The organism is Streptomyces broussonetiae (genome assembly GCF_009796285.1).
GTDB classification, from domain to species: Bacteria; Actinomycetota; Actinomycetes; order Streptomycetales; family Streptomycetaceae; genus Streptomyces; species Streptomyces broussonetiae.
Genome location: NZ_CP047020.1, coordinates 3,989,487 through 4,012,938 on the forward strand (window position 1 = coordinate 3,989,487; position 23,452 = coordinate 4,012,938).

Consider the following 23,452-nt stretch of genomic DNA (forward strand, 5'->3'; position numbering starts at 1 on the left):
ATCGACGGGGGGCAGCCGGTGACGAAGCGCGTCAACTCATTCCCCCGGTTCACATGCGCCCCGCAAGTACGCATGCCGCGGGCAACTCTTCCCATTCTTCAAAGCAACGTCAAGGCCGTTGCGGGCGCGATGTCCTTTGAATGGGCGTTTGTGATGAGTTGAAGCCTGTAATTGTGATGTAAAACCCAGACATAACAACAACTGCCGCCTCTCGGGCGGCAGTTGTCATGTCGACAAAGTTACTTCTCCTGCTGCTTGCGCCAGCGAATTCCGGCCTCGAGGAACCCGTCGATCTCGCCGTTGAACACGGCCTCCGGGTTGCCGACCTCGAACTCGGTGCGCAGGTCCTTGACCATCTGGTACGGGTGCAGGACGTACGAACGCATCTGGTTGCCCCAGGAGTTGCCGCCGTCGCCCTTGAGGGCGTCCATCTTGGCCTGCTCCTCCTGGCGGCGCCGCTCGAGCAGCTTGGCCTGGAGGACGTTCATCGCCGTGGCCTTGTTCTGGATCTGCGAGCGCTCGTTCTGACAGGAGACCACGATGCCGGTCGGCAGGTGCGTGATGCGGACCGCGGAGTCGGTCGTGTTGACACCCTGGCCACCGGGGCCCGAGGAGCGGTAGACGTCGATGCGCAGCTCGGACTCGTCGATCTCGACGTGGTCGGACTGCTCGACCACGGGCAGCACCTCGACGCCCGCGAAGGACGTCTGACGGCGGCCCTGGTTGTCGTAGGGCGAGATGCGCACGAGGCGGTGCGTGCCCTGCTCGACGGAGAGGGTGCCGTAGGCGTACGGCGCCTGCACGGAGAAGGTGGTCGACTTGATGCCGGCCTCCTCGGCGTACGACGTCTCGATCAGCTCGGTCTTGTAGCCACGCTGCTCGGCCCAGCGCAGGTACATGCGCTGGAGCTTCTCGGCGAAGTCGGCGGCGTCGACACCGCCGGCCTCGGCGCGGATGTTGACCAGCGCCTCACGCGAGTCGTACTCGCCGGACAGGAGGGTGCGCACCTCCATCTCGTCCAGCGACTTGCGCACCGCGGCCAGCTCGGACTCGGCCTCGGCACGGGTGTCCGGGTCGTCCTCCTCCTCGGCCATCTCGAAGAGGACGGCGAGGTCGTCGATCCGGCCGCGAAGCGCCTCCGCCTTCCGGACCTCGGCCTGGAGGTGGGAGAGCTTGCTCGTGATCTTCTGCGCCTCGTCCGGGTTGTCCCACAGGGACGGCGCGGCCGCCTGCTCCTCGAGCACGGCGACATCTGCCCTCATCCTGTCGAGGTCCAGGACGGCCTCGATCGACTCCATGGTCGAGGAGAGGGACTTCAGCTCTTCGGATACATCGACGACTGCCACGCCTCCAGCGTAACGGCTGTGGCAAGGAACCCGGGCAGGGCGTCTCAGGGCGCCGACGTGCTGTGGGTGTCCTGCGCCGGCTGCTGGTCGCCCCCGCCCGAGGAGGCCAGCCACGCGCCGACGCCCACCACGGCCGCCACGACCACCCCTGCCACGCCCAGTGTGATCCGGCGCCGCCGCATCGCCGCCCGGTGCCGGGCCGAGCCCGGCCGGGGCGCACCGGTGGCCCGGGGAGCGCGAGCGGTCCCATGGGCGCCCCCCGCCAGCTCGTCCGGCCCCGGCACCCGCATCGAGGTGTGCGTGTCCCGGTTGGAGTCCGGCTTGGCGCCCGGCACCAGCGACACCGCTCCCCGCCGCCGTACCGGCTCGTCGCCGGCCGGAGCCGACGGGGCCTGCTCCTGGGCCGCGGGCTCCTCGCTCTGGTCCGGCTCGTCCACGTCCAGCGGGGGCATTCCGACCAGCATCGGCAGCTGCTCGCGCAGCCGCGCCGCCAGCTCCGAGGCCCGCAGCCGGGAGGCGGGCGCCTTGGCCAGACACTGCACGAGCAGCTGCCACAGCTCCTCCGGGATACCGGGCAGCGGTACGACGGTCTCGGTGACGTGCCGGCGCAGGACCGCGCCGGGGTGGCCGCCGCCGAAGGGGGTGAAGCCGGCCAGCAGCTCGTACAGCACGGTCGCGAGGGCGTAGATGTCGACGGACGCGCGCGGCGGCAGGCCCTCGACGATCTCCGGGGCCAGGTAGTCCGGAGTGCCGATGATCTTCGTGGCGCGGGTCCGCCTGGGCGAGTCGATCAGCTTGGCGACGCCGAAGTCGGTGAGCAGCGCCGGGTGGGCGCCGCCGGGGCCGAGCGGGCCCTGCATGTCCAGCAGTACGTTCTCGGGCTTGACGTCCCGGTGGACGACCCCGGCCGCGTGGGCCGCCGCGAGCGCGTCGGCGATGTCGGCGGCGATCGCCACGGCCGCCTCGGGGGCGAGCCGCCGCTCGCGCTCCAGCCGGGTGCGCAGGTCGGTGCCGCGGACGAGGTCCATCACCAGGGCCAGGTCGTTGCCGTCGACCACGAGGTCGCGCACGGTGACGATGTGCGGGTGCTCCAGGCCGAGCAGCGCGGTGCGCTCCTGGACGAAGCGTCCGACGAGTTCCTGGTCGGAGGCCAGGTCCTCGCGCAGCATCTTGACGGCGACGGGGCCGTCCGGTCCCTCGCCCAGCCACACCGTGCCGGCGCTGCCCCGCCCCAGGATCTGGTTCGCGGTGTACCGGCTGCCGATCTTCCGTGCCAAGACTGCTCCTACAGACGCGCGTTGTCGCGTGGTGCCGTTAAAACTACGCGTCCGACGAGCCAACCTTCACCGCGGAGACGGAAATCACCCGCCAGATGTCGACAAATCCGCAAACTCGCGATCGGATACCGGGGCGTCCCGGGATCAGTTGCCCGAGGAGCCGCCCAGGTCCTTGGCCCACCTGCTGATCTGGCCGGCCCAGTGGGTCACCTCGTGCCAGTAGCTGCGGCCCTGGCCGACCCAGGTGTGCACCGGGGTCAGTTCGTAGATCAGCCAGCTCGCCACGACCAGGATGACGATCGTGAACAGGCAGCCCTTGAGGCAGCCGAGCCCCGGGATCTTCATCGGGTTGGCGCTGCGCCGGCGCGGTTCACGCGGCTCGCGGGCGGGACGCTGCGGCTCCGGGGCGGGCGCGTACCGCTGCGGCTGCTGCGGCGGGGCGTACTGCTGGGGCTGCTGCGGCGCATAGCCGTACCCCTGCTGGTACCCGCGCGGCTGCGGCTGCTGCGGACGGGCCTGCGGGGCCGGGCGCGGCTGCTGCTGGGGGCGGGCGACCTGGCGCTGGGGCCGGTGGTGCAGCGGGTCGTCCTCCGGGGCCAGGTACTGGATCTGGGTCTGCTCGTTGCGGTCGCGCGCGGCGCGCAGCTGGGTCTGCCAGGGGTGCGGCTGGTCGGGCTGCTGCCCCTGCGGGCCGGTGTTCGGCAGCACCGCGGTCGGGTCCGCCGCGCCCGTGTTCGGCAGGACGGCGGTGGGGTCGGCGGCGCCGGCCGGCCCGCCGGTGTGCGGCAGCACGCTGGTGGCCGCGTTCGGGTCGTACGCCTGCTGCGGCGCGTTCGCCGACAGCACCTGGGTGGGGTCGGCGGCGCCGGGCACGCCCGGTACGGCGGTCGGCGCCGGGTCGGGGGCGAGCAGCGCGCCCACACCCTCGGCGGCGGCGATCTGCGCGGCGTTCGCGTGCACGCCGATGCCCTCGGCGACGACACGCAGAGCGCGTGCGAGGTTCTCGGCGCTGGGCCGCTCGTCGGGGTTCTTGCGCAGACACCGCTCTATGACCGTCCACAGCGGGTCCGGGACGGTGGAGGGGCGGCGCGGTTCGGCGCTCAGGTGCTGGTGGAGCACCTCCAGGGCCGTGCTGCCGGCGAACGGCGGGCGGCCGGTGACCAGCTCGTACAGCAGGATGCCGGCGCCGTAGATGTCGACGGCGGAGGTCTGCGGGCGGCCCTCGGCGGACTCCGGTGCCACGTACGCGGGTGTGCCGACGAACTCCTGGGTGCGGGTCAGGCCCGGGGAGTCGGCGAGGCGGGCGATGCCGAAGTCGGTCAGCATCGGGTGCATCTGGCCGTTGTTCTGCGCGAGCAGCACGTTGGCGGGCTTCAGGTCGCGGTGCACGACGCCGTCGGCGTGGCTCGCGGCGAGCGCGTCGGCGATCTGGGCCGTCAGCAACGCGGCGGCGACCGGGGTGAGGGGGCCGTTCTCGCGCAGGTAGCGGTGCAGGTCGGGGCCGTCGACGAGGTTCATGACCAGCGCCAGCAGATCGCCCTCGACGACCAGGTCGCGGACCCGGACGATGTTCGGGTGGGTGAGCCGGAGCAGCACGGAGCGCTCGCGCAGGAAGCGCATCACGATGTCCGGGTCGCTCGCCAGCTCCTCCTTGAGGACCTTGATCGCGACCGTCTCGCCGGGCTGCCCGGGTACGGCCGCCTCGGCACCCGCGGTCTCGCGCTGGCGGGCACGCCAGACGGTGCCTGTGGCGCCGCGTCCGAGCGGCTCCTCAAGCAGGTACTTGCTGCCGACTGGCCGCACGTCACGCGCTCCCTGCTGCTTGCTGATGCTTGCTTGCCTGCGTTCCGGTTGTTCCGACCCACTGTAGTGCCGCCCCTGAGAGCACTACGCAAACGTTCCCGAGCATGTTCGATGTGTTCGACGGAAAGACGCGCGCACCGGTCCGCCGGTTGCCGCAGGACGGACGTGACCGATCTCAACTGATCGCCGGCGGATCACTGGTCAGGCACTTTTGGGGGCAGAGCCGACCAATCAAGATCACTTGTTACCGGGTGCCGGGCGCGGTGTCAGTGGCAGGTGCGAGGATGCCTCCCAGTACTGGCCGACGTGCTCGTGTGGGGTGGGGGGAAGTCCGCGCCCGCGCAGACCCGCGCAGAAGGGACCGCTGACGCCGATGCAGATCCGGCTGACCGTCGTAGACCCGCTGGGCCCGTCTCCGCAGCGGGGCCGCGCCGCGAGCCGCGACGTGCTGGTCACGGCGCCCACGGGCACGGACCTGGCCGCGGTCGCGTCCGCGCTGGCCGGGGCGGTCACCGGGGAGAGCGGCGCGGGCCGGGACGCCTCCGGCTCCCCCGTGGTGCTGTACGCCGGCACCGAGCGTCTGGACCCGCGCCGCTGCGCCCTCGGCGAGCCCCCGCTGGTCGACGGCGCCGTGCTGTCCCTGGGCGCCCCGGCGGCCCCCGAGCCGCATCCCGAGCTGGACGACGCGCCGACCCAGCTGCACGTCGTCGCGGGGCCGGACGCGGGCGGGGTCCATCTGCTGCACGGCGGCCGGATCAGCGTGGGCCGCTCCGCAGACGCGGACGTGCCGCTGGACGACCCCGACGTCTCCCGGCTGCACTGCGCGGTCACGGTCGGCGCCGACGGCCGTGTCTCGGTCGCCGACCTCGGCTCCACGAACGGTACGGCGCTCGACGGCGTGCGGGTGGGCGAGCGGCCGGTGCGGTTCCCCGCCGGAGGCCTGCTGCGGATCGGGGAGTCGGCGCTCCGGGTCACTCCCTCCGGGGGGCCGGGGGCGCGGGTGCGGACGGTCGCCGACGGGGAGGGGTGCGTCCGGGTCGTTCGGGAAGCGCTGCCGGGCGAGGCGTTGCCGGGTGCGGGCGCGCAGGAGTCCGGGCCCGGGTCCGGGTTCCCGTCCGTACCGCCCGTACAGGCCTCGTCGGCGGCTGCGGCCGGCGCCTTCGTGGGCGAGGGGCAGGAACACCAGCGGGCGGACTCGGCCTTCGTACCCGGGCAGGGCGGGGCGCCCGGCATCGAGTACGTGCCCGGTGCCGTTTCCGGCGGGGACACGCACGCGGGGCGTTTCGGGGTCGGCGGGCCGGGCGAGCAGCCACGGGACACCGGCCGCAAGAACACTCCCCTGCGCGGCACGGACGCCCCGCACGGCGTGCGGCGGCGCGGGCTCGGCAAGTGGGCGCGGCGGCTGGCCGGCGGGCGCACGGAGCAGCCCGGCGGCGAGGAGGCGTACGGCACCGCGGTGGCCGCCCACTCCCCCGGCGACGCCCCGGCGGAGGGTGCCCCGCGCCGGCCGGAGACCTGGCCGGATCCCGCCGCGCTGCTGCTGACGGCGCTGGGTCCCGGCCCTCGCCTGTGGGAGCGCGGGCCGGGACACCCGGAGACGCTGACCGTGCGGCTCGGCACGGCCGACCGCAGCGCGCCGGACGGTTCGGCCCTGCTGCCCGCCGTGCCCGTGACGGCGGCGCTGCGCGAGGCGGGCTCACTGGGCCTGGCCGGTCCGCGCCCCCGGCTGTCCGGGCTGGCCCGCGCGGTGCTGGCCCAGCTCGCCGCGGTGCACTCCCCCGATCTGCTGGAGATCGTGCTGATCAGCGCCGACCGCTCGCGTCCGGTGGAAGAGCGCACGGCCGAGTGGTCCTGGCTGGGCTGGCTCCCGCACGTCCGGCCGGGCCACGGCCAGGACTGCCGGCTGCTGCTGGCCTACGACCGCGAACAGGCGGCGGCGCGCACCCAGGAACTGCTGCGCCGGGTGGACGACCACGCGGCGGCGGACAGAGGCGCGGCCCGGCCCGCCGGCACCCCGGCGCCCGGTACCAGGTCCGGCGACGGGGCGCCGGGCACCACCACCACCGCGTACGGCTCGCTGCCGGGTGCCCACGCCCGTCCCCCGGTCTCGGGCCCGCCCGCCCGTGGCACCTCCTCGAGCGACCCCACGGCACCCCGAGCCACCGGCCGCCCCGGCACCTTCGGCCCTTCTGCCGCCCGACCCTGGGACACCGCGTCGGTCGGCGATCCGGGCCCGGCCGCGCCCGGATCGCCGACCGACGCACCGGGCCCGCCCGCCCACGGCGCACCCGCCGTGGCCCACGGCCTGCCCGCCCACGAACCGGCACCCGGCCACCCCGTGCCCGGGGTCCCGGCCTCCGGGCACCCCGGTATGCCCGGCGCAGCCGCCCGGGAAGCCGCAGCCCTGCACGCCCCCGGCCACGGCGCGTACCCCGCCACCGCCCCGGGCACGCCCATCCGGCGTGCCGACCCCGACCACCCCGGCGCCGCGTCCGCCCGTCGTCCCTCCTGGGCCAGGGACGGCGTGGACGGCGCCGGGACCGGGGGCTTCACCGGGCCGTACACCGTCGTCGTCGTGGACGGCGACCCCGGTGGAGCCGCGCTGCAGGACGCTCTCGCGCGGCTCGCCGTGGCGGGGCCGCGGGCCGGGGTGCACGTGGTGTCTCTCGCCGAGACCGAGCCCGCCTCGTCCGCCTCCCCCGTGGCGGCGGCGTACGAGGCCGCGTGCACGGTGACGCCGACGTTCCGGCACTGCGGTGCCGTGGCGCTGCTCAGCGGGGATGTCGCGAGCGCGCTGCAGCTGGTGCGGGTGGCGCCGGGCGGGCCCGTGTCCCCCGGTGTCCTCGCCGCCGTGGACGCCGTGTCCGCCGCCTGGGCGGAGCGGTTCGCGCGGGCGCTGGCACCGCTGCGTCCGGACGGCCCGGTCGCCGAGCGGCACGCGCGCGTGGCCACGCCGTTGCCCCGGTCGGCGCGGCTGCTGGACGAGCTGGGGCTGGCCCGGGCCACCCCGGCGTCGCTGATGGCACGCTGGGCGGACGCGGCGGACGACGCCCAGGCACTGGGCGGGCGGGCACGGGCGGTGCTCGGTGCCGGACCGCGCGGGCCGCTCACCGCCGACCTGGTGGCCGACGGACCGCATCTGCTGATCGAGGGACCGGCCGGCAGCGGCCGTACGGAGCTGCTGCGGGCCGTGGTGGCCTCGCTGGCCGCCGCCGAACGGCCCGACCGGCTGGGCATGGTGCTGATAGACGGGCGGGACGGGGTCGGGACCGGCGCCGGGCGCGGCGAAGGGCTGCGCGTGTGCACCGACATACCGCACGTCACCACCCACCTCATCGCCAACGACCCCGTGCGGATGCGGGAGTTCGCACAGTCGCTGGCCGCCGAGCTGAAGCGGCGCGCGGAGCTGCTGGGCCGCACGGACTTCGCCGAGTGGCACACGGGGCGTGCCGTGCCGGGCCGTGTCGTCGCACAGCGCACGTCGGGCTCGGGGGACATAGAGGCCCCGCCCAGCACCACCCTGCGGCTGCGGCCGGGGGCCGCCGCTCGCCAACAGGCCGAGGCGGTACCCCCGTTGCCGCGCCTCGTGGTGGTCGTCGACGACCTGGACGCGCTGGTCTCACCCGCGCTCGGCTCGCCGGGCCGGCCCGCCGCAGGGTCGGTGATGCGGGCGCTGGAGGCGGTGGCCCGGGAGGGCGAGCGGCTCGGCGTGCACCTGGTGGCGGCGGCCGGGACGGGGGGCCGTACGGCCCAGACCGAGCCCGCGCGCAGGGCGACCCTGCGGGTCGCGCTCGACGCCCCCCAGGAGGGACCGAACGAACCGGCTCCGGGCCGTGGGCAGTTGGCGTACGAGGACGGGCGGACCATCGGCTTCCAGGGCGGCCGGGTGACAGGCCGTATCCCGCGTACCGCGACCCAGCGGCCCACGGTCCTACCACTGGACTGGCAGCGCATGGGCGACCCGCCGACCCGCCGGCCCGTGCGGGAGCTGGGCAACGGCCCGACCGACCTGGCCCTGCTGGCGAGCGCCGTGGAGCGGGCGGCCCGGGAGGTGGCGGCGGCTCAGGTGCCGTCCCTGCTGTAGCCGAAGCGAGACGCATACACTCCCGGTCACGAGCCGGTCACGATGGGCGGGTTGACACCGCAGGCGCTCTTGCCCGCCCTGAGCCGCCCGGCGTACACCGGACCGCACGGGACAGTTCTGACGTTCAACGGAGAACGACGAACGGGGAAGTGATGCGCAGCAGCAGCAGCATCCGGACACACAGGACCGCCACCACGCTCGCGGTCCTGCTCGCGGGAGCCCTCGTGCTCACCGCGTGCTCCAGCAGCGACAACCACGACAAGGAGAACGACGGGACCAAGGGCGGCACCGGCAGCGCGCCCGGCTCCACCGTCACCCTGCCCCGGCTGAACGGCGCCCATCTGGAGGTGGCCGCCGTCTGGACCGGGCCCGAGCAGGCCAACTTCAAGAAGGTCCTCGCCGAGTTCGAGAAGCGCACCGGCGCGAGCGTCACCTTCGTGCCCGCGCAGGACCCGATCATCAACTTCCTCGGTTCGAAGATCGCGGGCGGCCAGCCGCCGGACGTGGCGATGCTGCCGCAGCCCGGCGCCATCAAGCAGGCCGTGCAGCACAACTGGGCCAAGCCGCTCGGCCCGGACGCCCTGAAGGAACTGCAGAAGAACTACTCGCAGGGCTGGCAGGACATCGGCAAGGTCGGCGGCAAGCAGTACGGCGTCTACTACAAGGCCGCCAACAAGTCGCTGGTCTGGTACAACGCCAAGGTCTTCGAGAACGCGAACGCCAAGGAGCCGAAGACCTGGAAGGACCTGCTGGCCACCGCGCAGGCGGTGTACGACTCCGGTGTCACGCCGTTCTCGGTGGCCGGCGCGGACGGCTGGACGCTGACGGACTGGTTCGAGAACGTCTATCTGTCCCAGGCCGGCCCGCAGAAGTACGACCAGCTCGCCCAGCACAGGATCAAGTGGACGGATCCCTCGGTCAAGCAGGCGCTGACGACGCTCGCGCAGATCTGGGGCAAGAAGGAGTACCTGGCGGGCGGCCAGAGCGGCGCGCTGCAGACGGAGTTCCCGGCCTCGGTCACCCAGACCTTCACCGGCGGCGACCAGCCGAAGTCCGCGATGGTCTACGAGGCCGACTTCGTGCAGGTCAACATCGGTGAGACCAAGGCGAAGGTGGGCACGGACGCGAAGGTGTTCCCGTTCCCGGCCGTCGGGTCCACCGCGCCGGTGGTCACCGGCGGGGACGCCGCGGTGGTCCTCAAGGACTCCAAGGCGGCGCAGGCCCTGGTCACCTTCCTCGCCTCCCCGGACGCGGCGACGATCCAGGCGAAGCTCGGCGGTTATCTCTCGCCGAACAGGAACGTGCCGGTCTCGGCGTACCCGAACGCGGTGCAGCAGAAGATCGCCAAGGCGCTGATCGCGTCCGGCGACGACTTCCGCTTCGACATGTCCGACCAGGCCCCGCAGGCCTTCGGCGGCACCCCGGGCAAGGGTGAGTGGCAGGACCTGGAGGACTTCCTGAAGAACCCGACGGACGTGGCGGGCACCCAGGCGAGGCTGGAGAAGGACGCGGCGGCGGCCTACGGAAGCGGGAGCTGACCCGGCGATGGCGTCGGCAGCGGCGGCCGGGGCCCCACCGGGTCCCGCCGCGTCCCGCGGTCGCAGGAGTCGTCGGAGCGTGACCGGCACCCGCAAGGCCGTGGCAGCGCTGTTCCTGCTGCCCGCCCTGGTGCTGCTGGGCGCGCTCGTGGTCTACCCGATCGGGTACTCGCTGGTCCGCAGCTTCATGGGCGCCTCCGGCCACGGCTTCGCGGGCGTGGACAACTACAAGGCCCTCTTCACCGACGACAGCATCCGCACCGCCCTGAAGAACAACGTCATCTGGGTGGTGTTCGCGCCCACGGTCTCCACCGCGCTCGGACTGATCTTCGCGGTGCTGACCGAAAGGGTGCGCTGGGGAACGGCGTTCAAGCTGGTCGTCTTCATGCCGATGGCGATCTCGATGCTGGCGGCCGGGATCATCTTCCGGCTGGTGTACGACCAGGATCCGCACAAGGGCGTCGCGAACGCGGTGTGGGTGGGGGTGCACGACACCTTCGCCCGGTCCTCGGCGTTCCCCAAGGCCCACCCGGGCCGCGAGTCGCCGCTCGTCGCGCAGAACGGCGGCTTCGTCACCCGGGCCGCCGTGCACGCCGGGCAGCCGGTCACGCTGCCCCTCGTCGGCGTCGCGCCCGACCGGATGCCGGGCGGCGCGAAGAAGGCCGTGGCCGCGAAGCCACAGCCGTCGAAGATCACCGGCACCACCTGGCAGGACTTCACCCGCGGCAAGGGCGTCGGACGGCTGGGCAGGCCCGACCCGTCCGAGCTGGGCTATGCCGGGATGCGGATCGAGGCGGTGAAGGACGGCAGGGTGGTCGCCTCCACCAAGGCGGCCGGTGACGGCACCTTCACCCTGCCCGCGTCCGCCGACGGAGCCCGGCTGCGGCTTCCGGCGAGCAACTTCAGGGAGCCGTACAACGGCGTCGAATGGCTCGGCCCGGCCCTGGTCACCCCGGCGATCATCGGGTCGTACGTGTGGATGTGGGCCGGCTTCGCGATGGTGCTGATCGCGGCCGGGCTCGCGGGCGTGCCCCGGGAGCTGCTGGAGGCCGCGCGGGTGGACGGCGCCACCGAGTGGCAGGTGTTCCGCAAGGTCACCGTGCCGCTGCTGGCACCGGTCCTCGCGGTCGTCACCGTGACGCTGATGATCAACGTGCTGAAGGTGTTCGACCTCGTCTACATCATCGCCCCGGGCTCCTCCCAGGCCGACGCGAACGTGCTCGCCCTGGAGCTGTACCGCAAGGGCTTCGCGGAGGACCAGCCGGGCGTCGCGAGCGCGATCGCGGTGCTGCTGCTGGTGCTGGTACTCCCGGTCATGGCGTTCAACATCCGGCGGCTCAGGCGGGAGCGGGAGGTGCGGCGATGACGGCGACCGCCAGAGGCGTCGGGAAGACGGCCCCGGCCGCTGCGACGGCGAAGGCCCGCCGGCCGCTCGGCGCACGCGTCGCCGAGAAGCTGAGCGGCGGCCTGGTCCGGGTGTTCCTGATCGTCGTCGGCCTGTTCTGGCTGGTGCCGACCGTCGGTCTGCTCATCTCCTCGCTGCGCGCGCCCGAGGACATGAGCGCGAGCGGCTGGTGGACGGTGTTCTCCAAACCGTCCCGGCTGACCTTCGACAGCTACCGGAAGCTGCTGGAGAACGGCGACATCACCCACTCCCTGTGGAACACCGTGCTGATCACGGTCCCGGCGACCGTCCTGGTCGTCGTGGTCGGCTCCCTCGCGGGCTACGCGTTCGCGTGGATGGAGTTCCCGGGCCGGGACTGGTGGTTCCTGGGCGTGGTGAGCCTGCTGGTGGTGCCGGTGCAGGTGGCGCTGATCCCGATCGCCGAACTGTTCGGGAAGATCGGGCTGTTCGGGACGATCTTCGGGGTGATCCTGTTCCACACCGGCTTCGGCCTGCCGTTCGCGGTATTCCTGCTGCGGAACTTCTTCGCCGAGATCCCCAGGGAACTCCTCGAGGCGGCCCGCCTGGACGGTGCCGGTGAACTGCGGCTGTTCGCGCGGGTGGTGATGCCGCTCGGCGGGCCGGCGATCGCGAGCCTCGGCATCTTCCAGTTCCTGTGGGTGTGGAACGACATGCTGGTCGCGCTGGTGTTCACCAAGTCGGGTACCCAGCCGATCACGGTCGCGCTCCAGACGCAGGTACGGCAGTTCGGCAACAACATCGACGTGCTGGCGCCCGGCGCGTTCGTCTCCATGGTGATCCCGCTGGCCGTGTTCTTCGCGTTCCAGCGGCAGTTCGTGTCCGGCGTGATGGCGGGCGCGGTCAAGTAGTCCCGCGTGACGCGGGTCGGGGGCGGGCCGCGGACGGCCCGCCCCCGACCGTCGCCGGGCGTCCCTCACATGCCGTACGAGGCGTAACCAATTCACTCCATCGGCCGTTCCCGGTCAAAGCCCCCGCGCCGACCGACGACCGATGGATGTCCCGTGCCCAGGTTCAGTGTCATTGTCCCCGCGTACCAGGTCCAGGCGTATCTCTGCGAGTGCCTGGACTCGGTGCTCACGCAGTCGTGTCCCGATCTGGAACTGATCGTCGTGGACGACTGCTCACCGGACGCCTGCGGCGCGATCATCGACGAGTACGCGGCCCGGGACACGCGCGTGAAGGCCGTCCACCTGGACCGGAACCAGGGGCTCGGCGGCGCCCGCAACGCGGGGATCGCCGAGGCGAGCGGAGACTACCTGATCTTCCTGGACAGCGACGACACGCTCGCCCCGGACGCGTTGCAGGGGATCGCGGACCGGATCAAGGAGACCGGTGAGCCGGACGTCCTGATGTACGACTACGCGCGCACGCACTGGGACGGCCGGACGCTGCGCAACCACCTGCCCGGCCCGCTCACCGAGCAGGGCCCGGCGCCGTTCCGCCTCGAGGACCGGCCGGAGCTGGTGCGGGTGCTGATGGTGGCCTGGAACAAGGCCTGCCGGCGGGAGTTCGTCGCGGAGCACGGCTTCGCCTTCCCGCCGGGCTACTACGAGGACACGCCCTGGACCTTCCCGGTGCTGATGACGGCGGAGTCGATCGCCACCCTGGACCGGGTGTGCGTCCACTACCGGCAGCGCCGGCAGGGCAACATCCTGTCCACCACCAGCGTCAAGCACTTCGACCTGTTCGATCAGTACGACCGGGTGTTCGCGTACGTGGCCGGGCGGCCCGAACTGGAGCGGTGGCGGCCGGAGTTGTTCCGCCGCATGATCGACCACTACGCGACGGTGTTCGCCAAGCGGGGCCGGCTGCCGCGCGGCAGCCACGGCGAGTTCCTGCGCCTGGCCCGCGCCCACTACCACCGCTACCGGGTCCCGGGCGTCCGGATGCGGCGGCGCAGCGTCCTGGTCCGCTTCGGGCTGCACCGCACGTTCCGCGCGCTCCGGCTGGCCTCGGCCGTGCGCCGGCGCGCGCTGAAGGCGCTGATGAAAGAGGCCCGCGCCGTGCGCGCCGGCATGCTGCGGCTGCACTACCGGATCCAGCTGCGGCTGCCCGTGCGCGCCGACCGGGCGGTGTTCGCCTCCGAGGCGGGCGGCGGCGACCCGGCCGCGCTGGAGGAGGCGTTCCGCACCCTCGCCCCGCACATCCGGACCGCGTGGATCGCCCGCCCCGAGCACCGGCACACGCCTCCGCCCGGCCCGCGCCGTATCCGTCCCGGCACCGCCGCCCACTGGACGGCGCTGGCCCGCTCCGCGTACCTGGTCACCGACGGCGGCCTGGAGCGGCGACTGCGCAAACGGCCCGGGCAGGTGGTGCTCCAGACCCGGCAGGGCACCCCGCTCGGGCACATGGGCCTGGACCTGCTGGAGCGGCCCGCGGCGGCCCGGGACACCGACTTCGCCGAGCTGCTGCGGGACGTCGACCGGTGGGACCACGTCCTGTCCGGCAACCGGCACTCCACGCTCGTCTGGGAGCGGGTGCTGCCCGGCCGGTACACCACGCTGGAGTACGGCGCCCCGCGCAACGACGCCTTCCAGCGGGCGACCTCGGCCGACGTGACCCGGCTGCGCGAGTCGCTGGGCGTTGCGAACGGCGCGGTCGCGATCCTGTACGCACCGGCCCACCGCGACCATCTGCGCACCCAGCGCCCGCTGCTGGACCTGGCGCGGATCGCGCGCCGCCTCGGCCCGCGCTTCGTGCTCCTGGCGCGTACCCCGTACGAGCCGGGCGCCGGGGACGGCCGGATCATCGACGTCCGCCACCACCCGAGCGTGCAGGACCTCTGTCTGGCGGCGGACGCGCTGCTCACCGACTACGCGTCGCTGATGTTCGACTACGCGGGCCTGGACCGGCCGATCGTGCTGCACACCGCCGACTGGGAGGCGTACGAGGCGGCCCGCGGCTGCTATGTCGATCTGCGGGCCGTTCCGCCGGGCGCGGTCGCGCGCAGCGAGGACGAGCTGATCGACATCTTCGCGACCGGCCACTGGCGCGGCTCGCGCTCGGCGCAGCTGCGGGCGGCGTTCCGCGAGCGGTTCTGCCCGTACGACGACGGGTGCGCCGCCGAACGGGTCGTACGCCATGTGGTGCTGGGCGAGCCGCAGCGGCCTCCGGTGGTGCCGCTCGCGCGGCGCAATCCGGTGCCGTCGGCCTGCGCCCGCACCCAGCTGTCCACCGTGCCGCAACCTTCCGGCTTCTTTCCCGTCACCGAGAGCCGCTGAACGGCGTTGGTCCCCCTGGGAGTCCCCATGCCCCTCGGTTCGACGCGGCCCACCCCGGTCCGGCCGCCCACCTGGCGTCCGGCGGGCCGGCCCGGCCGCGTCCGCAAGACGACAGAAAGAACAGCATGCCCCGCTTCAGCATCATCGTCCCGTCCCACGGGGTCGCCGGCCGGCTGTCCCAGGCGCTGGACTCGGTCCTCGGCCAGTCCTTCGGCGACCTGGAGCTGATCCCGGTCTGCGACGGCCCCGACTGCCCCGCCGCCGAGGTCGTCGCCGGGTATGCGCAGCAGGACTGCCGGGTGAGCCCGGTCGACTCGCCGCCCTGCGCCGGTCTGAGCGGGGCGCGCAACACCGGGCTGCGGGCGGCGACGGGTGCGTACGTGCTGTTCCTCGACGGCGACGACCTGTTGCTGCCGGGCGCGCTCTCGGCGCTGGACGCCCGGCTGAGCGAGACCGCCGGGGTGGACGTGCTCTACGTCGAGCACGAGCGGATGCCCTGGTGGGAGGGCGAGTCCACGAACCCGGCCGCACGGTTGCCGGCCAGGGCCCCCAAGGGCGCCTTCGCCCCGGCCCGCCTGCCCGAGCTGACCGGTGTGCAGCTGCCGGCCTGGAGCGCGGTGTACCGTCGCGCCTTCCTCACCGAGCACGAACTCACCTTTCCCGACGGTCACTTCACCGATCTGGGCTGGGGCGGGCTGACCACGCTCGCGGCCGGGCGGATCGCGGTGCTGCGCCGGGTCGTCGTACGGCACCGGCTGCGCCGCCAGGGCAGCCGGCTGAATCTGCCCGGGCCGCATCAGCACGCGCTCCTCGACCAGGTGGAGCTGGTGCTGACCCGGGCCGCCGAGCAGGCACTGCCCGAGGAGCGGGCGCGGGCGCTGTTCGAACAGCTCTTCGCGCATGTGCTCAGGACGGCGTCCCGGCCCGAGCGTCTGCCCTTCGGGCGCCGGGCGTTCTTCCGCCGTGCGGGCCGCCTGCACCGGCGCCACCGGCCGGCCGGCTTCCGGGTGCCGGGCGGCAGCCTGGGGGTGCAGCACCGGCTGCTGGCGGCGGGGGCGTACGGCGCGTTCCGGGCGCTGCGCGGCGCCAACCGGGTGGCCACGAGGGCCGCCGGGAGCGTGCCGCGCCCGCAACTGGTACGCACCCGGCTGCGCTACGCCGCCGCTCTGCGCCGCCCGCTCGACCCCGATCTCGCCGTGTACTGCGCCTATTGGGGTCGCGGCTACGCCTGCAACCCGGCCGCGATCCACGCCAAGGCCCGCGAACTGGCCCCGCATCTGCGCTCGGTGTTCCTGGTCGAGGCAGGCCAGGAGCACGCGATGCCCAAGGATGTGGAGTACGCGGTGATCGGCTCGCACCGCTCCTGGGAGGTGCTGGCCCGCGCGACGTACCTGATCAACAACGCCAACTTCGCCGAGGGCGTCGTCAAGCGCCCGGGCAGCGTGCATCTGCAGACCCAGCACGGCACCCCGCTCAAGACCATGGGCGTGGACCAGGCGCCGTACCCGGTGGTGGCCGCGCAGTCCGGCAGCTGCACCGGACTGCTCGGCCGGGTCGACCGCTGGGACTTCAACCTGTCCGCGAACCGCCACTCGACCCAGATGTGGGAGCGCGCCTTCCCGGGCACGTACGAGCATCTGGAGTACGGCTATCCGCGCAACGACGTCTTCTGCACGGCGGGCGCCGAGGACGTGGCGCGCGTCAGACGGGAACTGGGCGTCGCCGAGGGCAGCACGGCCGTGCTGTACGCGCCGACCCACCGCGACCACCACACCGGCTTCGAGCCCGGCCTGGACCTGGAGGCGTTCTGCGAGGCGGCCGGCGAGGACGTCGTCGTCCTGCTGCGCGCCCACTACTTCTACGACCGGGGACCGGCGAAGAGCCGCGGCCGGGTCATCGACGTCACGGCGCACCGCTGCGCCGAGGACGTGTGTCTCGCGGCGGACGCGCTGGTCACCGACTACTCGTCGATCATGTTCGACTACGCCAACCTGGACCGGCCGATCGTCGTGTACGCCGACGACTGGGAGGTCTACCGCGAGACGCGGGGCGTCTGTTTCGACCTGATGGCCCAGCCGCCCGGCCCGGTCGTGCGCACCCCCGAGGAGCTGGCCGGAGTCTTTCGCGACGGCTCGTACGCGGGGCCCGGAGCGGCGGCGCTGCGGGCCGCGTTCCGGGAGCGGTTCTGCGAGTTCGACGACGGGCGGGCCGCCGAGCGGGTCGTACGGCGGGTGCTGCTGGGCGAGCCGCCCGAGGCGCTGCCGCCCGTGGTCCCGCTAGCGCAGCGCGTCCCCGCCCCCGCCGCCGCGACCCTCGTCAGGAGCTGACCCCGCCGTGCCCCGCTTCAGTGTGATCGTGCCCTGTTTCAAGGTGCAGGGCTTCCTGCGCGAGTGCCTGGAGTCGGTGCTGACCCAGTCCTTCGGCGACTTCGAGCTGATCGCCGTGGACGACCGCTCCCCCGACGGCTGCGGCGCGATCCTGGACGAGTACGCCGGGCGGGACCCACGGGTGCGGGTGCTGCACCTGCCGCGGAACGTGGGCCTCGGCCGGGCCCGCAACGCGGGGACGGCCGAGGCGAGCGGCGACTATCTGTTCTTCCTGGACAGCGACGACTCGCTCACCCCGGGCGCGCTGCGCGCCATGGCGGACCGGCTGGCCGAGGCCGCCGACCCGGACGTGCTGGTCTTCGACCACGCGCGCACCTACTGGTGGGGCGGCACCCGGCGCAACGCCCTGGCCGAGGTGCTCGCCGAGGCCGGTCCGGACACCTTCACCGCCGAGGAGTTCCCCCGGATCCTGGATCTGCTGACGGTGGTGTGGAACAAGGTGTACCGCCGCGCGTTCGTGTCGTCGCAGGGCTTCGAGTTCTCGCCGGGCTACTACGAGGACACCGCCTGGACCTTCCCGGTCATGCTCAGTGCCCGGCGGATCGCCGTCCTGGACCGGATCTGCGTGAACTACCGGCAGCGCCGGCAGGGCAACATCCTGTCCACCACCAGCCGCAGGCACTTCGACATCCACGACCAGTACGACCGCATCTTCGCGTTCGTGGCGGCCCGGCCGCACCTCGCGTCCTGGCGGCCGTATCTGCACCGCAAGATGGGCGAGCACTGCCTGGACGTGCTGGCCAAGCCGGACCGGCTGCCCCCGGGCGACAAGGCGGAGTTCTTCCGGCTCACGACGCGGATGTTCCGCATCCACCGGCCCGAGGGTGCGCTGGTGGACGGCGAGGTCGCGGTACTGGCGGGCTCCTGGCCGGCGTATCTGCTCAAACGGCAGGCGGCGCGCGCCGGGCAGCAGGCGGCACGGCAGACGGGGGCGCTTTGCGGTGCGGTGACCGCGCGAGCGCGCGCCTGCTGGGCGGACGTGCACCGGCGCCGCCCCCTGGATCCGCAGCTGGTCGTCTACTCGGCGTCCTCGCACCGGGGCATGCTGGGCGACCCGGCGGCCGTGTACGCCAAGGCCCGGGAGATCGCGTCGGGGCTGCGCGGGGTGTGGGTGGTACGGGACGCGGAGACCGCCGCGACGCTGCCGCCCGATGTGGAGCATGTGATCGTGGGCTCCCGGCGCCATCTGGAGATCACCGCGCGGGCGAAGTTCTTCGTCAACGACGTCAACTGGCCCGGTTCGCCCGCCAAGCGGCCCGGCAGCGTGCACATCCACACCCACCAGGGCACCCCGCTCAAGTACCTGGGCGCCGACCTGCTGGACAAGCCGGGCGCCCGGCTCGGCCTCGACGTGCCGCGGATGCTGCGCCGGGCCGACCGCTGGGACTACAGCCTGGTCGCGAGCCGCCATGCGGAGCTGGTCTGGGAGCGGGCCTACCCGTGCCACTTCACCTCGGTGCGCACCGGGAGCCCGCGCAACGACGTCCTGGTGCACCACGGTGCGGGCGGCTCCGGCGCCTGCGGCACCTGCGGCGGCTTTCGTGAGCGGCACGGGATCCCGGCGGACCACACGGTCGTGCTGTACGCACCGACCCGGCGGGACTACCGGCGCACCGGACACGTGGACCGGTTCGACCCGGCCCGGTTGGCGGCCGACCTCGGCGAGGGACACACCCTGGTGGTTCGGCTGCACCCGTCGCTGGCGGCCGGCCCCGCCCGTGGCATGGGCCTGGCCGAGCTGGCCCGGCGAGGCGTCGTGGTCGACGCGACCGACGAGCCACGCGTCCAGGACGTGCTGCTCGCTTCGGACGTCCTGGTCACCGACTACTCGTCCGTCATGTTCGACTACGCCAACCTGGACCGGCCGATCGTGGTGCACGCCGACGACTGGCCCGCGTTCACCGCGAGCCGGGGTGCCTACCTCGACCTGCCCGCCGAGGCCCCGGGCCATGTCGCCCACTCCTACCGGGAGTTGGCCCGGCTGTTCGCCTCGGGCCACTGGCGGGACGAGGAGTCGGCACGGCTGAGGGCGCGGTTCCGGGCCCGGTTCTGCGAGTTCGACGACGGCCGGGCCGCCGAGCGGGTCGTACGGGCGCTGCTGCTGGGCGAGCCGATGCCCGGCCCGGGACCGGGCGCGCCGCGGATCCCGGGTCAGACGGCGGGCCGGGACGCGCTGACGTCGGCATAGGAAGCCGGGCCGCAGGGACGCACGAGGGGCTGGTGCGGACACGGCACCAGCCCCCTCCCGATGCGCGGGTTACTCGATGACGAGGTCGACGTCCACGTTGCCGCGGGTGGCGTTGGAGTAGGGGCAGACCTGGTGGGCGGTCTCGACCAGCTTGCGGCCGGTCTCCTCGTCCACGGTGCCGGGCAGCTCGACGCGCAGCGTCACCTTCAGACCGAAGCCCTCGCCCTGCTTGCCGATGCCGACCTCGGCGGTCACGGCGGCGTCGCTGACGTCGACCTTCGCCTGCCGGCCGACGAGGCCGAGGGCGCTGCCGAAGCAGGCGGCGTAACCGGCGGCGAAGAGCTGCTCGGGGTTGGTGCCCTGACCATCGCCGCCCATCTGCACCGGCATGGCCAGCTTGAGGTCGATCCTGCCGTCGGAGGAGACGGCACGGCCCTCGCGGCCGTGGGTGGCGGTGGCGACGGCGGTGTAGAGCGCGTCCATGAAGACCATCCCTTTACGAAGTCGGTGTTCCGGCGGCCTCTGTCCCGACCGCCTCACGACCACAAGTAGAGCACACAATTAAGTTGTGCACAATCCAATGGCTCGTAAGGGCTACCCTGGAGCCATGACCGCCACGATCCGCACCGCCGCCGACCCGGACTGGCTCCGCCTGGACAGCCAGATCTGCTTCTCCCTGCACGCCGCGTCCCGCGCCTTCAACGGCGTCTACCGCGTGGTCCTCAAGGACCTCGGGCTCACCTACCCGCAGTACCTGGTGATGCTGGTGCTGTGGGAGCAGGGCGACCTGCCCGTCAAGAGGCTCGGCGAACATCTGCGACTCGACTCCGGCACGCTGTCCCCGCTGGTCAAGCGGCTGGAAGCGGCCACTCTGGTGCGCCGGGAGCGCAGCACCGAGGACGAGCGCTCGGTGTGGGTGCGGCTCACCGAGGAGGGCGCGGCCCTGCGCGAGCGCGCCCTGGAGGTACCCCGCCGCATCGTCGACGCCACCGGCTTCGACCCGGCCGAGATCGCCGACCTTCGCGAACGCCTCGACCAGCTCACGGACGCGCTGGACGCGGCGGCGGTGGCGGCAGCCCGGGACGCCGACTGACGAGACCGGTGCGGGGCGGGGTCACGGACGTAGAGCCGTACGGTCATCCCACCCCGCACGATCGCCCTGCCGCCGGTGAACTCCCTTGTCAGGACGGCGAGTTCGGCCCGCTCGGTACGGCTGGCCGGACGCCGGCGACCGGCGATCAGATCGTCGTCGGCGACGACCCAGACCCGGCCGAGCCCCTCCAGCCTGCGCCGCATCTCACGGGGCCCGGCCTCCCGCCCGTACAGGCTCCCGGACGCGGCCGGAGCCGCCACCAGCCCGACGTCCCGCACCCCCCGAAACGCCCCGGGATAGGCAAGCGCGGCATTCCGCGCACTCGCCGGCAGGAAGACGACGGGGTCCCCGATCCCCGTCTCCCGTGCCACGACCCGGGAAACGGCGGCGAGATCATCGGGCCGGGTGGCGGGGTCGCGGTCGGCCCGGAGGAGGGGGAGCTGGTGGAGAAGGACGAGGGCGACGGCGAAGACACCGGTGAGGGTGACGAGACGGGACTGCAGGAGAGGGGTCGGCAGGAGACGGGACCGCCGTGGACGGGACCGTGAAATACAGCGCCCTTTCAGCGTGCCGACCGCCCGCGCGACCCGCGCACCCCCCGCGGCCACCAGCAACGGCACCCCGCTCAGCGCGTACAGCACATACCGGTCGACGAACAGCGGCGAGAGCTGGGAAGCCAGCATCAGCACCCCGGGCGGCACCACCGCCAACGGCAGGGCCACCCCCTCGAGAGTGACGTCCGCCCGCCGTCCGAAAAGGCCCGCCAGCCCCACCCCGGCCAGCACCAGACACACCGCGTACACCGCCCAGCTCGGCCCCAGAAACACCTGCAGCAGATCCTCCGCCGTGTCCACCGTGGGCCTGCGCACCCATGCCACCTGCGCCGCCTGCCCCCTGGAGACGAGAACCATCGGCAGCAGCGCGAGTACGACCGCGCCCGCCGCACGTCCCCAGCCCCGCCACAGCGGCCGCCCGGCCCGGGCCAGCAGCAGCGAGCACGCGTGGGCGCACAGCAGCAGCACCGCGAACTCGTGCAGCCAGCAGGTGAGGCCGAGGACGGCACCGTAGGCCCACCAGGAGCCGCCCCGCACGGCCCGTACGAACAGCAGCGTCGCACCCGGTCGCACCGGCCGCGACGAGGGCGTAGGAGCGGCCCTCCTGGGCGTAGTGGCCGGCCATCGGCGCGACCGCGTAGAGCAGACCGGCCCACAGCCCGACCCGCGGCCGGGCCAGCCGGGTGCCCAGCGCGGCGACCAGAGCGGCCGTCACCGCCGCCGCACACACCGACGGCAGCCGCAGGACGACCTCACCGGGGTGGACGGCGAGGACCGCGTGCATGAGGAGGTAGTAGAGGCCGTGCACGGCGTCCACCTCGTGCAGCAGCCGCCAGATCTGCGGAACCGTACGCCGCCCGACCTGGAGCGTGACGGCCTCGTCGCGCCACATCCCGCCCCGGTCGAGCCCCCAGAGCCCCACCGCGAGCATCACCAGCGCGGGCCCGCACACGGCGGCCCGGCGGCGCCACCGCGCCCGGCGGTCCTCCGGCACGCACGGCAACGGCGGTGCCGGCCACGGCGGTGCCGACGCGTGCGGTGCCGGCGCGTGCGGTGCCGGCGCGTGCGGTGCCGGCGCGTGCGGTGCCGACACGTGCGGTGCCGGCGCGTGCGGTGCCGACACGTGCGGTGCCGGCGCGTGGGGTGTCGCAGGAAGCCCGACGTTCACCACGGTCTGCCCGATCTCTTCCGATTGGCCAACCCTTTTGCGGTCATGACGGCGTATCAGCATGGATGCGCCGTCTGCGCCGCTTAGGCTCCCACGCGATGAACCGTCTCCGTGTCAACACCGGCGGGGTCCTCGGCGTCACCGTCCTGTGGCCGGCCACCCGCGCCCTGATGCTGTGGCTGCTCGCCCACGACAGCGCCCCGCTGCTGGGCGGGGGCGCGGTGGCACGTGAGGTGTCACACCTGTACCAGCAGTGGTACGGCGTCCTCGCGCACGGCACGTTCCCTGCGGACGACACGCTGTGGCAGTACCCGCCGGGCGCGGGCGCGGTACTGCTGGCGCCGGGGCTGGTGCCGGGACTGACGTACTTCCAGGCCTTCGTGGCCCTGACGCTGGCCGGGGACGCGCTGGTCACGGTGGCGCTGGTGCGCGCGGGCACGCGCGCGGGACGCAGTCTGCGCGGTGCGGCCCTGTGGACGGGCGGCCTGCCGCTGCTGCTCCAGCTCCCGCTCGCCCGCTACGACGTGCAGGTCACCGCCCTGGCCGTGCTCTCCCTGCTGACGCTGACGCGCTCCCCGCGCGCGGGCGGTGCGTGCGCGGCGCTGGGCGCGCTGGTGAAGGGATGGCCGGCGCTGGCGCTGCTGGGCGCGCCCCGGGGGCCGGCGGCGCGCGGGGCGTGGACGTGGGCGACGGCCACCGGGGCCGTCGCGCTGGGGCTGCTCACCGTTGTGTTCCGCGACCCGTTGTCCTTTCTGCGGCAGCAGGGCGGGCGTGGGGTGCAGATCGAGTCGCTCGGCGGTACGGCGCTGAACCTGGCGCGGCACGCCGGCTGGCCCGGCCGGGAGCGTTATCAGTACGGCTCCGCCGAGCTGGTCGGCCCGAACGTGGACACCGTTGCCACGGTCTGCCTGGCGCTGACGGCGGTCTCGTTCGGGCTGCTGGTGGTGTGGCGGGTGCGGGCGCGCCGCTGGAGCGAGGCCACACCGTTCGACGCGGCACTGTGTGCGGTGCTGCTGTTCACGGTGACCAGCCGGGTCATCAGCCCGCAGTACATGATCTGGCTGCTCGGCCTGTCCGCCGTGTGTCTGACCTCACGGCACACCAGCCAGCGGCCGGTCGCGGTGCTGGTCCTGGCGGCGACCGCGCTGAGTACGGTGGTGTTCCCGATGACCTACGGTGAGGTGATCGACGGCACCTGGACCGGCTGCCTGCTGATGCTGGCCCGCAACGGAATCCTGACGGCCGCGGCCGTACTGTCGTTCGTCCGGCTGTGGCGGGCGGCACGACCGCAGGTAAAGAGCAGGCAAAGAACGGAACCCCGAGCCGGCTCCGACCGCCTTCCGGGCCAAGTCGTAAGCATCTCTTAA

Annotated in this window: 14 protein-coding genes; 10 read left to right on the forward strand and 4 right to left on the reverse strand. The window is 73.4% G+C overall.

Going from position 1 to position 23,452, the window contains the following annotated elements; all coding sequences use genetic code 11:
• Positions 1 to 239: 239 nt before the first annotated feature.
• The 3 genes from prfB to GQF42_RS18515 all read right to left on the reverse strand — a co-directional run bounded on the left by prfB (position 240) and on the right by GQF42_RS18515 (position 4,426).
• Entirely contained in the window at positions 240 to 1,346 is a 1,107-nt protein-coding gene (gene prfB / locus GQF42_RS18505; RefSeq protein WP_158921339.1) for a peptide chain release factor 2, read from the reverse strand.
• 44 nt (positions 1,347 to 1,390) lie between these two features.
• The gene (locus tag GQF42_RS18510) at positions 1,391 to 2,623 is read right to left on the reverse strand and encodes a serine/threonine-protein kinase (protein WP_158921341.1); all 1,233 of its coding nucleotides are present in this window, start codon (positions 2,621 to 2,623) and stop codon (positions 1,391 to 1,393) included.
• 144 nt (positions 2,624 to 2,767) lie between these two features.
• Complete coding sequence (locus tag GQF42_RS18515) at positions 2,768 to 4,426, reverse strand: serine/threonine-protein kinase (protein ID WP_158921343.1); 1,659 nt, start codon at positions 4,424 to 4,426, stop codon at positions 2,768 to 2,770.
• 373 nt (positions 4,427 to 4,799) lie between these two features.
• Between GQF42_RS18515 and GQF42_RS18520 the strand changes: the two genes are divergently transcribed.
• The 7 genes from GQF42_RS18520 to GQF42_RS18550 all read left to right on the forward strand — a co-directional run bounded on the left by GQF42_RS18520 (position 4,800) and on the right by GQF42_RS18550 (position 19,270).
• Positions 4,800 to 8,510 carry an FtsK/SpoIIIE domain-containing protein gene (locus GQF42_RS18520; RefSeq protein WP_158921345.1) on the forward strand — a complete coding sequence of 1,237 codons (3,711 nt, stop codon included), beginning with the start codon at positions 4,800 to 4,802 and terminating at the stop codon, positions 8,508 to 8,510.
• Between the two features lie 152 nt (positions 8,511 to 8,662).
• Positions 8,663 to 10,048, forward strand: a complete 1,386-nt coding sequence (locus GQF42_RS18525; RefSeq protein WP_158921347.1) for an ABC transporter substrate-binding protein — start codon at positions 8,663 to 8,665, stop codon at positions 10,046 to 10,048.
• Positions 10,049 to 10,055: 7 nt separating this feature from the next.
• Entirely contained in the window at positions 10,056 to 11,414 is a 1,359-nt protein-coding gene (locus GQF42_RS18530) for a carbohydrate ABC transporter permease (RefSeq protein ID WP_158921349.1), read from the forward strand.
• Positions 11,411 to 12,322 (forward strand): carbohydrate ABC transporter permease, encoded by a 912-nt coding sequence (locus GQF42_RS18535; RefSeq protein ID WP_158921351.1) that lies wholly within the window; start codon positions 11,411 to 11,413, stop codon positions 12,320 to 12,322. Before GQF42_RS18530 ends, GQF42_RS18535 begins: the two co-directional genes overlap by 4 nt.
• A 153-nt stretch (positions 12,323 to 12,475) precedes the next feature.
• Positions 12,476 to 14,695: a bifunctional glycosyltransferase/CDP-glycerol:glycerophosphate glycerophosphotransferase gene (locus GQF42_RS18540; RefSeq protein ID WP_158921353.1), complete on the forward strand. Its 2,220-nt coding sequence runs from the start codon at positions 12,476 to 12,478 to the stop codon at positions 14,693 to 14,695.
• Positions 14,696 to 14,820: 125 nt separating this feature from the next.
• The gene (locus GQF42_RS18545) at positions 14,821 to 17,022 is read left to right on the forward strand and encodes a bifunctional glycosyltransferase/CDP-glycerol:glycerophosphate glycerophosphotransferase (protein WP_158921355.1); all 2,202 of its coding nucleotides are present in this window, start codon (positions 14,821 to 14,823) and stop codon (positions 17,020 to 17,022) included.
• Between the two features lie 7 nt (positions 17,023 to 17,029).
• Positions 17,030 to 19,270, forward strand: a complete 2,241-nt coding sequence (locus GQF42_RS18550; RefSeq protein WP_158921356.1) for a bifunctional glycosyltransferase/CDP-glycerol:glycerophosphate glycerophosphotransferase — start codon at positions 17,030 to 17,032, stop codon at positions 19,268 to 19,270.
• Positions 19,271 to 19,339: 69 nt separating this feature from the next.
• Here GQF42_RS18550 and GQF42_RS18555 read toward each other — a convergent pair whose 3' ends face one another.
• Positions 19,340 to 19,753 carry an organic hydroperoxide resistance protein gene (locus GQF42_RS18555; protein ID WP_158921358.1) on the reverse strand — a complete coding sequence of 138 codons (414 nt, stop codon included), beginning with the start codon at positions 19,751 to 19,753 and terminating at the stop codon, positions 19,340 to 19,342.
• A 97-nt stretch (positions 19,754 to 19,850) separates the two neighbouring features.
• Here GQF42_RS18555 and GQF42_RS18560 point away from each other — a divergent pair, with 97 nt between their 5' ends.
• From GQF42_RS18560 to GQF42_RS18570, 3 genes are all read left to right on the forward strand, one after another.
• Positions 19,851 to 20,363 carry a MarR family winged helix-turn-helix transcriptional regulator gene (locus GQF42_RS18560; RefSeq protein WP_158930282.1) on the forward strand — a complete coding sequence of 171 codons (513 nt, stop codon included), beginning with the start codon at positions 19,851 to 19,853 and terminating at the stop codon, positions 20,361 to 20,363.
• Positions 20,364 to 20,930: 567 nt separating this feature from the next.
• Positions 20,931 to 21,431 (forward strand): hypothetical protein, encoded by a 501-nt coding sequence (locus GQF42_RS45945; protein ID WP_233273382.1) that lies wholly within the window; start codon positions 20,931 to 20,933, stop codon positions 21,429 to 21,431.
• 752 nt (positions 21,432 to 22,183) lie between these two features.
• Positions 22,184 to 23,452, forward strand: coding sequence for a glycosyltransferase 87 family protein (locus tag GQF42_RS18570; protein WP_158921360.1), 1,269 nt, complete (start codon positions 22,184 to 22,186; stop codon positions 23,450 to 23,452).